Below are 14351 nucleotides of genomic sequence, written 5' to 3'. Positions count from 1 at the left end.
CATAGGTATCTACACATTTATCGTGATACCTGTTATTACTTTGCAGAATGATTTCAACCTATCTGTTGGCGGGATTGACTCTCGCCTTACCCGCCGATATCAGACGCTGGTTAAACAGCATATGACGCCCGCGGCTCTTCTTGCTTCTGCGGTTAAAGACCTCGCAAGTGCTCAAAAATCAACTTTCGCAACTACCCAAGCTGTCTGGCGTTTTCTGAATAATAAGCGAATTAGCTTCAGTCAACTCAATGAGCCAATTATTTCGCTAGCACTTGAGCAAATTTCGCTTAGCCCGCATCCATACGCTCTCGTTGTTCATGATTGGTCACGTTTACAATTTCTTTACCATCATGCCAAATACGGACGCTTAAAAATGACGCACGGTGGCGATGTTGGATATGAACTTCAAAGCAGCTTGCTGGTTGATGCTGGCACGGGTTTGCCAATAGCGCCTCTATCTCAGACACTTACCGATGCAACCGGTTGTCATTCAACGTTGGCGGAAGGACTGTCCGAACGGCAGACACATATGGACGCCTTGACGACCGATATTGCCCGTGTGGAATCGCTTAATATAGGTAAAAAGCTGATTCATATAATTGATAGAGAGGGTGACTCTATTGGACATATGCGGACGTTGAGTACTCAAGGAATATGCTGGCTTATCCGAGGAAAAGAAGGACATGGTGCAGAGTGGCAAGGTAATTCATTGAAAATTGGTGAGATTGCTGCTCTTCTGCCATACAACGGATGCGGACAGGTAGACTGGAAAGGGAAAAAAGCTGATATGGAAATCAGTGAAACCTCGATAGTCATAACCCGAGCTGCGCAGCAGAAGCGTAAAGATAAAGAAACCGGCCGCCGCATAAAAATCCAACCTGGAGAGCCTCTGACGGTCAGATTGGTTGTTGTTCGGCTTACGGATGATCTCGGTAATGTGGTGGGACGCTGGACGCTGCTTACAAACGTTTGCAGCGAGATCACCTGCGAGGAAGTAGCTCGTTGGTATTACTGGCGCTGGAATATTGAATCATTTTTTAAGTTGCTGAAAGGTGCCGGACATGACGTAGAAACATGGCTTCAGCGCAGCGCGCCAGCCGTACTACGCAGGTTGTTAATAGCCAGTATGGCTGCTGTTCTGGTATGGCGGCTGCAACGCGCTGAAGGAGAAGAAAATGCGGCAGCCCGCCAGCTGATATGTCGCTTGTCAGGACGACAGCAAAAGCGAGGCCGCAGAGAGAGCGCTCCTGCTCTGCTCGCTGGCCTATCCATCTTTTTGAATACACTAAAATTATTATCGGAATATAGTCTGGAAGAACTTACTCATTTAGCGAGAGTTGCTCTTAAGCCTCCTCCCTGATGTGTAGATACCTATGGCTCAAAGGCTGGGACGAGCGCAACGGCGGTAACGTAAGCCTGCGCCTGACGCCCGAGGATGTCGCGCCCTACCGGGCGGAATTTAATCCGCAGCCGCGCAGCGAAACGTTATCTGCGCCGGTACCGGCGCTGGCCGGCAGCTATTTTCTGGTCACCGGCTCCGGCAAGTTTTTTCGCAACGTACAGCTCTCGCCCGCCGACAGTTTGACGCTGCTGCAACTCAATGAGGAGGGCACCGGTTACCGTATTCTGTGGGGGCTTATCGCGGGGGGATTGCCTACCTCCGAGCTGGCCACGCACCTGCAGTCCCACGCCGTGCGCAAGCAGGTCACCGACGGCGGCGATCGGGTCATCATGCACTGCCATGCCACCAACCTTATCGCCTTGAGCTACGTGCTGGAGCTGGATACCGCCCGCTTTACCCGCGAACTGTGGGAAGGCAGTACGGAATGCCTGGTGGTATTCCCTGATGGGGTGGGTATTATCCCCTGGATGGTCCCCGGCACCGACGGAATTGGCGCCGCTACTTCAGAGAAAATGCACGCGCATTCGCTGGTGCTGTGGCCTTTCCACGGTATTTTCGCCAGCGGTCCCTCGCTGGATGACGCCTTTGGCCTGATCGACACGGCAGAAAAATCGGCGGAGGTCATGGTGAAAGTCCGCGCGATGGGTGGCAAAAAGCAGACCATCAGCCGCGCTGAACTCATCGCCCTCGGCGAGCGTTTTGGCGTGACGCCGATGGCGGCGGCGTTGGACGTTGAGGCGCGTTGACCGGGGGAGCATGATGATACGAAAAGCATTTGTAATGCGGGTTAATCCTGATGCGCATCAGGAGTATGAACGCCGGCACAACCCTGTCTGGCCGGCGCTGGCGGAAACGCTGAAGCAGCACGGCGCCCATCACTACAGTATTTTTCTCGATGAGCAGCGCCATCTGCTGTTCGCCTATGTAGAGATGGAGTCGGAAGAGCGCTGGAACGCGGTGGCGGAGACGGAGGTTTGCCAGCGCTGGTGGCGTCATATGACCGACGTCATGCCCGCCAACGCAGATAACAGCCCCGTCAGCGCGACGCTGCGGCCGGTGTTTTACCTGGAGTAAGCCGGTCCCGCGGCAGCGGCGGGAGGGGCGCGCCGTTGCCGCCGGTGATAACGCTGCCACTGCTGCGGGCCGGGACATCTTGCTGCGTACCGTGGCCGTGCCGCCGCACGGCATGCGCGTGCCTATGCCGCGCATGACACCGCAGGCGGAGCGGGGAGGGCGTTGCTGATGACGCCACAGGCGGAGTGACGGGGGGCTTTCATTACGCCACAGGCGCAGTGCCGAGGGTGTCGGTGATAACGCTACAGGTGGAGCGACGGGGGGCCATAGCGTTACTCGGGAAACTGCTTGAGCCAGCTTTCCAGGATTACCACCGCCGACCCCGCGTCGACTTTGCCTTTCTCCAGCGCGCGAAAGCCGCCGCGCTCAAACAGACCCGCGCGGGCTTCGACGGTGCTAAGGCGCTCATCGTGCAACACCACCTGAACGCCGAAGCGGCCGTGCAGCCGGTTAGCGAATTTGCGCGCCCGGGGGGTCAGCGGCTGTTCGCTGCCGTCCATATTCAGCGGTAAACCCACCACCACCGTTTCCGGCCGCCAGTCATTCAGCAATTTTTCGATCTGTTGCCAGTCAGGTACGCCGTCGCAGGCCTTAAACGCCGTCAGCGGCCGGGCGGTACAGGTTATACGCTGACCAATCGCCACGCCGATGCTGCGCGTACCAAAATCGAACGCCATGATGCTGCCGGCGGCGGCCATCAGGCATGACCCGCCTGGTTGGCGATATTGTGAATATCGATGCCCAGGGTCTTGGCCGCTTCGCGCCAGCGGGCGGCGATGGGGGTATGGAATAGGATCTCGCTGTCGGCAGGGGTGGTGAGCCAGGCGTTTTCCATTAGCTCGCGCTCCAGCTGCCCCTGTTCCCAGCCGGAGTAGCCCAGCGCCACCAACACATCGTCGGGCTGATCGGCGGTGCCGAGCGTCTCCAGCACGTCCTTGGACGTGGTGATCATCGTTTGCGGCGAGATGCCGATGCTGGAGCCGAACCCGTCGCGCGGCGTGTGCAGAATAAAGCCGCGGTCATCCGCCAGCGGGCCGCCGGCAAACACCGGTTTATCCAGCCGAATGGCCGGATTGCGGTCGGCGGGCATGATCTTGAGCTTATGCAGCACGTTTTCCACGGTGAACTGCTCGACGGGCTTGTTAATGACGATACCCATGGCGCCGTCACTGTTGTGCTCGCAGATGTAGACCACCGAGCGTTTGAATAACGGATCCTGCAACGAGGGCATGGCAATAAGAAAATGGTGCTGTAAATTCATGCTTTAATTAGGCAACATCAGTAAGTTTAAAAAATAGACGGTGTTCAGTATGCGGGCAAAATGGGGATAAGTCACTGGCCGCAAGCGAAATCGGATTGCGGCCACGTCACACACATCAGCGTTGTTGCGCCGCCAGACGTTTTTCAATGGCGTCCATTAGCATACCGGTGATGGAAACGGGAAAGGCGGCTTCGATTTCCCGCACGCAGGTGGGGCTGGTGACATTGATCTCGGTCAGGCGGTCGCCGATGATATCTAGACCGACAAAAATCAGCCCTTTCTTTTTCAGCACCGGCGCCACGTCGCGGGCGATTTTCCAGTCGCTGTCGCTGAGCGGGCGTGCCTCGCCGCGCCCGCCGGCCGCCAGATTGCCGCGGGTTTCGCCGCTTTTGGGAATGCGCGCCAGGCAGTAGGGAACCGGTTCGCCGTCCACCACCAGCACCCGCTTATCACCCTCCTTGATGGCCGGCAGATAATTTTGCGCCATGCAAAAGTGACGGCCGTAACCGGTCAGGGTTTCAACAATGACCGTCAGGTTGGGATCATCTTGCTTGACGCGAAAAATCGACGTACCGCCCATGCCGTCCAGCGGTTTAAGGATGATATCGCCGTGCTCCTGCCAGAAAGCGCGGATGTGATCGTCCCGGCGGCTTACCAGCGTATCCGGCGTATGGCGCGCGAACCAGGCGGTAAACAGTTTTTCGTTACAGTCCCGCAGGCTCTGCGGTTTGTTGACGATGAGCGCCCCTTCATCTTCCGCACGCTCCAGGATATAGGTGGCATAAATGAATTCGGTATCGAAAGGCGGATCCTTGCGCATCAAGATGACATCCAGTTCGCCCAGATTGATGTCCTGTTCGCCGTTGAAGCTATACCAGGCATCATAATCCTGCTTTACCGACAGCAAACGGGTGGAGGCCCGCGCCTCGCCGCCGCGCAGATACAGAGAGCTCATCTCCATGTAGTGAATTTCGTAGCCGCGGCTTTGTGCTTCCAGCAACATGGCGAAGCTGCTGTCTTTTTTGATATTGATGGTGGAAATCGGGTCCATCACGATGCCAAGCTTAATCATTGTCTTCTCCTTTACCCCAAATCGCCGAAACGCACCTGCAGGGCGGTGATGGCGGTGAGTGCGGTGGTCTCAGTGCGTAGCACCCGTGGCCCCAGCAGAATATCGGTAAACCCATGATTGGCGGTCAATGCAATCTCCTCCGCCGACAGGCCGCCCTCAGGCCCAATCAGCAGGCGAATGCCGTGCGTCGGCAGCGGCAGAGTATTAATGCTCTGTTCGGCGCGGGGATGCAAATTAAGTTTCAACCCCGCTTCCTGTTCCGCACACCAGGCCTCAAGCGTCATCGCGGGGCGGATCTCCGCCAGGCGATTGCGGGCGCACTGCTCACAGGCGCCGATGGCGATTTTGCGCCACTGCTGCAGCTTTTTCTCCAGCCGCTCGCCCTCCAGCTTGACGCCACAGCGCGCCGAAAACAATGGGGTGATCACATTTACCCCCAATTCGATGGATTTTTGGATGGTGAATTCCATTTTTTCCCCGCGTGACATCACCTGTCCCAGATGCAGATGCAGCGGCGATTCGCGATCTTCTCGCTGTGTGGCCAGCACGGTGGCCTCGACGCCCTTTTTGTCTACCCGGGTCAACCGGGCCGCAAAAACGTGATTGCTGCCGTCAAACAACGCTATCGGCGCGTCAACGGTCATGCGCAGCACCCGGCTCACATGATGCGCAGCGTCCTCGTCCAGCGCGAGGACGGTGCCGACGGCCAACGGCGCCGGATGATAGATTCGAGGTATTCGCATAAGACGTGGCTTCAGTCCTGGTTGTCTTGCCGCTTGCGGCGCACTCGCCCCCTGCCGGCACGGCCGGCGGAGCGATACTAGTGTAGAGCAGCGCTTTTAAAGGCTGCAAGCCCGCTGTACGTACGGATTAGGGTTGCCCTGAACCGCGGCGATCCGCTGGTTGCGCTTGCATTCCCATTCGGTCACGGGATAGGCGCGATCCCATACCTCAAACAGCTGGGTCTGCGCCCGGGAAAGACGCAATTGATAACGATCGCGCATGTAGAAGTAGGTCCGGGCGATAGCGCCGCGGGCGCGGGCCGGCGGCTCCGCCTGTTTGTTTTTGAAATCGATTTTCATTTCACAGCGCCCGTATTGACCCTCTCCGCCGCGCCACTGGCTGTACTGGTAGTTGCCGCGATCGCCATTGACCTCGCCGATAGCGGGCTGCAAGTTGTGCAGGTCGGTTTCGATTTGCCGGTACACCGGGTCTTTGGCGCAGTTTTTACGCCCGCCGTTTTGCCAGCATTGGCGCTGGTGACCGAATTCCCAAGCCGGTACCACATGTTCCCATTCGATGCGGTTGGCGCGCAGCTCGCTTTTACGCACCTGATAGCCGCAGGACGCCAGGTCCGGGATGCCCTTTTTGCCCTGCCAGTTGATGCGGCAACCACAATAAAAAGTACCGGGCGCGTCGCGATTGATTTTCACCGCTGCCGCTTTTGCCGGGTTAAAATTGGTGATCTCATGCACCTTGGCCGCGGCGGGAAAGGAAAAGGTAAGTAAGGCGGCGACCAGCAGGCCAAAAATTTTATGCAGCATATCAGTGTGTTCAATTTGGAAAAGCGCAGGTTACCTAATTGCGCCGCGACAGGCAAATCGAACGCGTGGCGCGCCGTCAGGTGGAAATCAGGGGAAGCATTGGCGGACTATTACCGTTCCGTACCGGATGCCTCGGGTTGCAAGATGTCGCCGCAGCGCCGGCAACGGTATTGGGTTTCGCCGCGTATCACGCGGTTATGGCGGCGTACGGTCAGGGCATGCTGCTGACAACCGCAGCGGTAGGGAACGCACCGCCGCCAAATCGTATTCATGGGTGCGGCGGGCAGGCGTTTGTAACACGGTCATCATCATCCAGCGCCACTCCCGGCCGTGAGGCGCGACCCGGCCAAATTGGCGATACACCAGCAGATGCGCCAGCTCGTGCGGCACCACTTCGTCGATAAAACGTTGCTGATTCTCCAGCAATAATTGCGGGTTCAGGCGGATTTCCCAGCGCTCCAGCCAGGCGGTACCGGCGGAGGTGCCGCGCTGTTGAAAGCTTATCGCCGGTTCAGGAAAGGTACAGTCAAAATACTCCCCTGCCTGTGCGAGCTTGGCCCGCAGGCACTGCATGACGCCCTGCTGCAGGGCGATAGGGATGCGTAACGTTTTCATATTCGCCAGCCTAATCGTCGGCGCCAAAGGATGCAACCCTATGGCAATCTCAGGCGACGACACGCGGCGAGACCTGGCTACGCAGGGTTCATAACCACGCCGCCGCGCGCCAAGGGCACAGGGTAAATCCAGAGCAGGTTATCGGGCAAAAAAACGCCGCCGTCCAGTCGGGCGGCGGCGTTTTGGCCACAGACGTAAGCGGTCAGTCCCGCGCGCCGATTTCGCGCAGCGGTTTGCCGGTCATCAGGTTACGTTCGATATGCTCAAGGGAAACGTTTTTGGTTTCCGGAATCAGCATAATGGTCAATACGATAAACAGAACGTTAAGCGCGCCGTAGACCCAGAAGGTGTTGGCATTGCCCAGCGTTTCCAGCATGGTCAGGAAGGTGGCCCCGACTATCATGTTGGCAATCCAGTTGGTGGCGGTGGAGACGGTAATACCAAAGTCGCGCCCTTTCAGCGGCTGGATTTCGGAACACAATACCCAAATCAGCGGGCCGGCGCTCATGGCGAAACCGACGATAAACAGCATCAACATGACAATCGCAAAGTATTTTTGGAAGTCGGTATCGACGCCCAGATGCAGCAGCGTGCCCAGCACGCCCATGCCGACCGCCATAACCAGAAAACCGAGTTTCAGCGTTGGTTTACGGCCCCAGCGATCCACCAGACCGATGGCGATAAATGTCGCCAGTACGTTGACCAACCCGACAATCACCGTTCCCCACATTTGGTTGGCGGTACTGGTAAAACCGGCGATACCGAAGATTTTCGGCGCGTAATACATAATGACATTCATACCGGTGAACTGCTGCATCACCTGCAACAGGACGCCGAGAAATACCGCGCGGCGGAAATTGGCGTTGTCTTTAAACAGTGCCCAGCCGGTTTGTTTGATTTTCAAACTTTCGCGAATTTCATCCAGCTCTTTGCGTACCTGTTCGCTGGAGCTGCGCAGCATATCCAGCACTTTTTGCGCTTCACGGTAACGTCCTCGCGCCGCAAGCCAGCGCGGGCTTCCCGGCAAAAACAGGACGCCGATAAACAGCAGCACCGCGGGGATGGTGATAATGCCCAGCATCCAGCGCCAGGATCCGCTATAGCTGAAAGCGGTATCAGATAGGTAGGCTGCTAAAATCCCGATGGTGATCATCAACTGATACATGGAAATCATCGAGCCGCGGATCTTTTCCGGCGCGATTTCCGACAAATAAAGCGGTGCGGTGTAGGAGGCAATCCCGACCGCCAGACCCAGCAGAATACGGGCGATGATAAGGGATTCCACATTGGGCGATAGCGCCGACCACAGCGAACCGATAATGAACAAAACGGCGCCGGTAAGCAGGCTGAATTTCCGCCCCAGCTTGGCCGACATCCAGCCCGCGGCGACGGCGCCTACCGCGGCGCCAAACATCATGGAACTGACGACCCATTCCTGTTGATGGTTATCGATGTGCAAATCCGTAGACAAAAAAGGCAGCGCGCCGGCGATGACGCCGATATCCAGGCCAAACAGCAGGCCGGCCAATGCCGCCATAAAGCAAACAAAAAAAGTAAAACGAGCATGGGATCTGCCGGGTTTACGTGTGGCAGTACTCATAATGCCTCCGTGTACTACGTAAATTAATAATTATGAATGTTATGTAAATGTATGCTGACAAAGTGTGAAGTCGATCACAAGTATGTAATCGGTTACACACGCTTATCCCTGTCCATCAGCATATTCATCCGTAGCGTAATGCGATGCCCGGCTAATATAGGGCTTTAAGAGGCGTTGTCATCGGGAATAATCCGGATGTCATATTCATTTTGTAACGATTTTAAAATTTAGCTCGTTTTAGACGACATAACTTGTTTACCGTATTGATTACAAAACATAATTAATTTGTAATCGGTTCCAAAAAAGAGCGCAGTCTGTCTCAAACAGCCGCGTTTTTTAGTGTAGATGAAGCAGAAATTTTCGCTCAATAAGTTTTAATAGGCGTAAACGGAGCGACTAGAGTGTATTCACGGCGGCATAAGGCTATGTGTGCATTCAAACGTAATCAGTGGCGACATAAGTACTATCAGGACCGTTTCGGTGCACGCAGGGTGGCATAACGGGCATTAAGACGATATATCCTGCGTGGATGACAACACCTCACCTGCGGGCATGACAGCACCTTACCTGGGGGCATAACAACCCCTCACCTGGGGGCATAACAACCCCTCACCTGCGGGCGTGACAGCACCTTACCTGGGGGCATAACAACCCCTCACCTGCGGGCATGACAACACCTAACCTGCGGGCATAAAAAACGGCGAGCGTTACGATCGCCGTTGCGGTGTAGCGGAGATTTCGGCTGCTATAAGCGCGACAACGCGCGTTATTTCAGGCCGGCGGCGTCACGCAGCAGTTCAGCTTTATCGGTCTTCTCCCACGGGAAATGCTCGCGACCGAAGTGGCCGTAGGCCGCAGTTTCACGGTAGATGGGCTGCAGCAGATCCAGCATGGTGATAAGCCCGTAAGGACGCAGGTCGAAAAACTCGCGCACCAACGCCGTCAGATTATCCGCCGGGATCTTTTCAGTGCCGAAGGTTTCGATGGTGATGGAGGTCGGCTCCGCCACGCCGATGGCGTAAGACACCTGGATTTCACAACGTTCGGCCAGACCGGCTGCAACGATGTTTTTTGCCACGTAGCGCGCGGCATAGGCGGCCGAGCGGTCCACCTTGGACGGATCCTTGCCGGAGAAGGCGCCACCGCCGTGACGGGCCATGCCGCCGTAGGTGTCGACAATGATCTTGCGGCCGGTCAGACCACAATCGCCCATCGGGCCGCCGATGACAAAGCGGCCGGTCGGGTTGATAAAATACTTGGTCTGGGCGGAGAGCCATTCCGCAGGCAGAACCGGCTTGATGATCTCTTCCATCACCGCTTCTTTCAACTGCGGCAGGGCGATATCTTCGGCATGCTGGGTCGACAGCACCACGGCGTCGATGCCCACCACCTTGCCGTTGTCGTAGGCGAAGGTGACCTGGCTTTTGGCGTCCGGACGCAGCCAGGGCAGGGTCCCGTTTTTCCGCACCTGTGACTGGCGCGCCACCAGACGGTGCGCGTAAGTGATCGGCGCCGGCATCAGCACATCGGTTTCATTGGTGGCGTAGCCGAACATCAGCCCCTGATCGCCCGCGCCCTGTTCCAGCGGATCGGTGCGATCCACGCCCTGGTTAATATCCGGAGATTGTTTACCAATGGCGCTCAGTACGGCGCAAGAGTTGGCGTCAAACCCCATATCCGAATGGATGTAACCGATCTCGCGGATAGTGCTGCGCGTCAATTCTTCAATATCCACCCAGGCGCTGGTGGTGATTTCGCCGCCCACCAGGACCATGCCGGTCTTAACATAGGTTTCGCAGGCGACGCGCGCCTTGGGATCCTGCGCCAGAATGGCGTCCAGCACGGCGTCGGAAATCTGGTCCGCGATTTTATCAGGATGCCCTTCTGAAACAGATTCAGATGTAAATAGGTGTTTAGCCATTGGTCTTTTTACCTTTGGATGCGGGTTGGAAATGACTGCGTAGCGCTGGGGACGGGGCACCCGCACTGCAAGATGCCCTGATGATGACGGTACGCGTCATGCTGCCTCCCCCGGAAACTGTCGTTCAGCAGTAAAACAGTTAATCAGTATAGATGGATTAACTTCTGGATGGCTATTTTAGGGTAGGGTCTTGGTTGAACGCCAGTAATTTTTTGGCTGAAATAAATCAGCCCGAGACGACAAAGGACAAAAAAACGTCAATAAAGTGACATAGGACAATTTCATTTTGCTTTTTTCCCCCTGCGGCGGTATAAAATCGCGCGCGTTAACATCAGGTAACGTAAAAATTAACCGAAAAAGCGCGCAAACCTTTTACACTCAATTTCCGGCCCCGGTTGCGGACCGTGTTTGCTCAGGAGACAGGATTCATGACGCGTACGATGCCGGTCGTTTCTGCCCCCCGTCTCCCGTGTGCGGCGCGTCGGGCCGCCTGCGCCCTCGGCGCCGCGTGTATCCTTTCTTGTCGAAGTCGTCGCCCGACCGGAGCGGCTCAGGACGCCCGGGCCGGCTAAGTGCCGCGGGGTTCTGATTACGGGTCAGTCGGCCTTTCTTGCGATCCTAATTGATGGCGTTCCGCCATCCTGTAGCACGGAGTTCACCAAGGTGTTTTACAATTACTGTCTGGATAGACCGGGCGCCGGCGGCGTTCGGCGACGTTTCTTGCCGCTTTCGTTGCGCGCGGGCGGGCAGGGTTCCGTTGCCGGCGCTTACCCGATGGTGGCCGGCAAGCGGGCAACGCGTGCGGGAGGATGCCGCCATGACTGACTCGCGACCGAACCCGGAGCCGGAGCCGCGCCACGCGGCTCGACAAGACACTTTGCGCTCAATGCAGGAGGTAGCCATGAACGACAGCGACGCCAGTAAAATGCTGCGAACCTATAACGTCACGTACTGGGGCAATAACTACTATGACGTCAATGAGTTAGGTCATATCAGCGTTTGCCCGGATCCGGACTTTCCCGAAGCGTGCGTCGATCTGGCCGAATTGGTGAAACAGCGTCAAGCCGACGGCCAACGTCTGCCGGCGCTGTTCTGTTTTCCGCAGATCCTGCAACACCGCTTGCGTTCCATTAACGCCGCTTTACAGCGCGCTCGGGATTCCTTTGGCTATCAAGGCGGCTATTTTCTGGTTTACCCGATTAAGGTCAATCAGCACCGCCGGGTTATCGAGTCGCTGGTCAATTCCGGTGAGCCCCTGGGTCTGGAGGCCGGCTCCAAGGCGGAGCTGATGGCGGTGCTGGCCCATGCCGGCATGACCCGCACGGTAATCGTCTGCAACGGTTACAAAGATCGGGAATATATTCGTCTGGCGCTTATCGGCGAGAAAATCGGCCATAAAGTCTATCTGGTGATTGAAAAACTTTCCGAAATTACGCTGGTACTTGAAGAGGCAGAGCGACTGAATGTCGTGCCGCGCCTCGGCGTGCGCGCTCGTCTGGCCTCTCAGGGCTCCGGTAAATGGCAATCCAGCGGCGGCGAGAAGTCCAAATTCGGCCTAGCGGCGGCTCAGGTGCTGCAACTGGTCGATCTACTTGCGCGCGAAAGGCCGGCTGGACAGTCTGCAATTATTGCATTTCCATTTGGGTTCCCAACTGTCGAATATCCGCGATATCGCTTCCGGCGTGCGGGAGTCGGCGCGTTTTTATGTCGAATTGCATAAACTGGGGGTCCATATTGAATGTTTCGACGTCGGCGGCGGTTTGGGGGTGGATTATGAAGGCACCCGCTCTAACAATCCGACGGCTCGGCCAATTATGGCCTGAACGAGTATGCCAACAATGTTATTTGGGGCATCGGCGATGCCTGTCATGAATACGGACTGCCGCACCCAACGGTCATTACCGAGTCCGGGCGGGCGGTAACGGCGCACCATACCGTGCTGGTGTCGAATGTTATCGGCGTGGAGCGCAATGAATTCAGTGAACCGCACCCGCCGGAGGCGGACGCCCCGCGCGCGCTGGAAAGCCTGTGGCAGACCTGGCAGGAGATGCAAGAGCCGCGCAACCGCCGTTCGTTACGTGAGTGGTTGCACGACAGCCAGATGGACCTGCATGATGTTCATACGCAATATACCCACGGTATGCTGGATTTGACGCAGCGTGCCTGGGCGGAGCAGCTGTATCTCAGCATTTGCCGCTTGATTCAGACCCAGCTCGATCCGAGTAATCGCGCCCACCGGCCGATTATCGATGAGTTGCAGGAGCGCATGGCGGATAAGTTGTATGTGAACTTCTCGCTGTTCCAGTCGATGCCGGACGCCTGGGGTATCGACCAATTGTTCCCGGTTCTGCCGCTGGCGGGGCTGGATAAGCCGCCGGAAGGGCGCGCGGTGCTGTTGGATATTACCTGCGACTCTGACGGTACCATCGATCATTATATTGATGGCGACGGCATCGCTACCACCATGCCGATGCCGCCTTATGATGCATAGGTATCTACACATCAGGGAGGAGGCTTAAGAGCAACTCTCGCTAAATGAGTAAGTTCTTCCAGACTATATTCCGATAATAATTTTAGTGTATTCAACAAGATGGATAGGCCAGCGAGCAGAGCAGGAGCGCTCTCTCTGCGGCCTCGCTTTTGCTGTCGTCCTGACAAGCGACATATCAGCTGGCGGGCTGCCGCATTTTCTTCTCCTTCAGCGCGTTGCAGCCGCCATACCAGAACAGCAGCCATACTGGCTATTAACAACCTGCGTAGTACGGCTGGCGCGCTGCGCTGAAGCCATGTTTCTACGTCATGTCCGGCACCTTTCAGCAACTTAAAAAATGATTCAATATTCCAGCGCCAGTAATACCAACGAGCTACTTCCTCGCAGGTGATCTCGCTGCAAACGTTTGTAAGCAGCGTCCAGCGTCCCACCACATTACCGAGATCATCCGTAAGCCGAACAACAACCAATCTGACCGTCAGAGGCTCTCCAGGTTGGATTTTTATGCGGCGGCCGGTTTCTTTATCTTTACGCTTCTGCTGCGCAGCTCGGGTTATGACTATCGAGGTTTCACTGATTTCCATATCAGCTTTTTTCCCTTTCCAGTCTACCTGTCCGCATCCGTTGTATGGCAGAAGAGCAGCAATCTCACCAATTTTCAATGAATTACCTTGCCACTCTGCACCATGTCCTTCTTTTCCTCGGATAAGCCAGCATATTCCTTGAGTACTCAACGTCCGCATATGTCCAATAGAGTCACCCTCTCTATCAATTATATGAATCAGCTTTTTACCTATATTAAGCGATTCCACACGGGCAATATCGGTCGTCAAGGCGTCCATATGTGTCTGCCGTTCGGACAGTCCTTCCGCCAACGTTGAATGACAACCGGTTGCATCGGTAAGTGTCTGAGATAGAGGCGCTATTGGCAAACCCGTGCCAGCATCAACCAGCAAGCTGCTTTGAAGTTCATATCCAACATCGCCACCGTGCGTCATTTTTAAGCGTCCGTATTTGGCATGATGGTAAAGAAATTGTAAACGTGACCAATCATGAACAACGAGAGCGTATGGATGCGGGCTAAGCGAAATTTGCTCAAGTGCTAGCGAAATAATTGGCTCATTGAGTTGACTGAAGCTAATTCGCTTATTATTCAGAAAACGCCAGACAGCTTGGGTAGTTGCGAAAGTTGATTTTTGAGCACTTGCGAGGTCTTTAACCGCAGAAGCAAGAAGAGCCGCGGGCGTCATATGCTGTTTAACCAGCGTCTGATATCGGCGGGTAAGGCGAGAGTCAATCCCGCCAACAGATAGGTTGAAATCATTCTGCAAAGTAATAACAGGTATCACGATAAATGTGTAGATACCTATG

At 55.9% G+C, this 14351-nt stretch carries 11 protein-coding genes and 2 pseudogenes; 4 read left to right on the top strand and 9 right to left on the bottom strand.

Annotated elements, in window-relative coordinates; genetic code table 11:
- The 3 genes from CINSTRO3249_RS05840 to rhaM form a co-directional block, all read left to right on the top strand.
- On the top strand, positions 1–1360 hold a 1360-nt coding region (locus CINSTRO3249_RS05840; RefSeq protein WP_254304301.1), incomplete at its 5' end, for a flagellar biosynthesis protein FlhF.
- Positions 1360–2148: a rhamnulose-1-phosphate aldolase gene (rhaD, locus tag CINSTRO3249_RS05835; RefSeq protein WP_074012562.1), complete on the top strand. Its 789-nt coding sequence runs from the start codon at positions 1360–1362 to the stop codon at positions 2146–2148. The genes CINSTRO3249_RS05840 and rhaD, both read left to right, overlap by 1 nt.
- A gap of 13 nt (positions 2149–2161) precedes the next feature.
- On the top strand, positions 2162–2476 hold the full coding sequence (gene rhaM, locus CINSTRO3249_RS05830; RefSeq protein WP_074012561.1) for an L-rhamnose mutarotase: 315 nt from the start codon (positions 2162–2164) through the stop codon (positions 2474–2476).
- Between the two features lie 272 nt (positions 2477–2748).
- On the opposite strand, the gene ruvX is transcribed toward rhaM, so the two are convergent.
- The 8 genes and pseudogenes from ruvX to metK all read right to left on the bottom strand — a co-directional run bounded on the left by ruvX (position 2749) and on the right by metK (position 10489).
- Positions 2749–3174 (bottom strand): Holliday junction resolvase RuvX, encoded by a 426-nt coding sequence (ruvX, locus tag CINSTRO3249_RS05825; RefSeq protein ID WP_074012560.1) that lies wholly within the window; start codon positions 3172–3174, stop codon positions 2749–2751.
- Positions 3174–3737, bottom strand: a complete 564-nt coding sequence (locus tag CINSTRO3249_RS05820) for a YqgE/AlgH family protein (protein WP_074012559.1) — start codon at positions 3735–3737, stop codon at positions 3174–3176. The genes ruvX and CINSTRO3249_RS05820 overlap by 1 nt, the downstream gene beginning before the upstream one ends.
- Positions 3738–3852: 115 nt before the next feature.
- A complete protein-coding gene (gene gshB, locus CINSTRO3249_RS05815) occupies positions 3853–4809 on the bottom strand; it encodes a glutathione synthase (RefSeq protein ID WP_074012558.1) in 957 nt (318 codons plus the stop codon).
- Between the two features lie 11 nt (positions 4810–4820).
- Positions 4821–5552, bottom strand: a complete 732-nt coding sequence (rsmE, locus tag CINSTRO3249_RS05810; RefSeq protein WP_074012557.1) for a 16S rRNA (uracil(1498)-N(3))-methyltransferase — start codon at positions 5550–5552, stop codon at positions 4821–4823.
- Between the two features lie 96 nt (positions 5553–5648).
- Complete coding sequence (endA, locus tag CINSTRO3249_RS05805) at positions 5649–6353, bottom strand: deoxyribonuclease I (protein WP_074012556.1); 705 nt, start codon at positions 6351–6353, stop codon at positions 5649–5651.
- A 110-nt stretch (positions 6354–6463) separates the two neighbouring features.
- Positions 6464–6968, bottom strand: a pseudogene (locus CINSTRO3249_RS05800) (SprT family zinc-dependent metalloprotease).
- Between the two features lie 202 nt (positions 6969–7170).
- Positions 7171–8568, bottom strand: a complete 1398-nt coding sequence (locus tag CINSTRO3249_RS05795; RefSeq protein WP_074012555.1) for a sugar porter family MFS transporter — start codon at positions 8566–8568, stop codon at positions 7171–7173.
- A 766-nt stretch (positions 8569–9334) separates the two neighbouring features.
- Entirely contained in the window at positions 9335–10489 is a 1155-nt protein-coding gene (gene metK, locus CINSTRO3249_RS05790) for a methionine adenosyltransferase (RefSeq protein ID WP_074012554.1), read from the bottom strand.
- A gap of 817 nt (positions 10490–11306) precedes the next feature.
- On the opposite strand from metK, the pseudogene speA reads away from it, so the two are divergent.
- Positions 11307–12974, top strand: a pseudogene (speA, locus tag CINSTRO3249_RS05785) (biosynthetic arginine decarboxylase); the annotation flags it as partial.
- Positions 12975–12991: 17 nt separating this feature from the next.
- On the opposite strand, the gene CINSTRO3249_RS05780 reads toward speA, so the two are convergent.
- A partial coding sequence (locus tag CINSTRO3249_RS05780; protein ID WP_254304262.1) for a flagellar biosynthesis protein FlhF occupies positions 12992–14351 on the bottom strand: 1360 nt, incomplete at its 5' end.

The sequence above is a fragment of the Candidatus Sodalis sp. SoCistrobi genome (assembly GCF_900143145.1).
Taxonomy (GTDB): Bacteria; Pseudomonadota; Gammaproteobacteria; order Enterobacterales; family Enterobacteriaceae; genus SoCistrobi.
This window is presented reverse-complemented; position numbering and strand designations above follow the sequence as displayed.

Coding starts and splice junctions, on each gene's coding strand:
- rhaD (WP_074012562.1), top strand. CDS start 1,360: ATGTGTAGATACCTATGGCTCAAAGGCTGGGACGAGCGCAACGGCGGT.
- rhaM (WP_074012561.1), top strand. CDS start 2,162: ATGATACGAAAAGCATTTGTAATGCGGGTTAATCCTGATGCGCATCAG.
- ruvX (WP_074012560.1), bottom strand. CDS start 3,174: ATGGCCGCCGCCGGCAGCATCATGGCGTTCGATTTTGGTACGCGCAGC.
- CINSTRO3249_RS05820 (WP_074012559.1), bottom strand. CDS start 3,737: ATGAATTTACAGCACCATTTTCTTATTGCCATGCCCTCGTTGCAGGAT.
- gshB (WP_074012558.1), bottom strand. CDS start 4,809: ATGATTAAGCTTGGCATCGTGATGGACCCGATTTCCACCATCAATATC.
- rsmE (WP_074012557.1), bottom strand. CDS start 5,552: ATGCGAATACCTCGAATCTATCATCCGGCGCCGTTGGCCGTCGGCACC.
- endA (WP_074012556.1), bottom strand. CDS start 6,353: ATGCTGCATAAAATTTTTGGCCTGCTGGTCGCCGCCTTACTTACCTTT.
- CINSTRO3249_RS05795 (WP_074012555.1), bottom strand. CDS start 8,568: ATGAGTACTGCCACACGTAAACCCGGCAGATCCCATGCTCGTTTTACT.
- metK (WP_074012554.1), bottom strand. CDS start 10,489: ATGGCTAAACACCTATTTACATCTGAATCTGTTTCAGAAGGGCATCCT.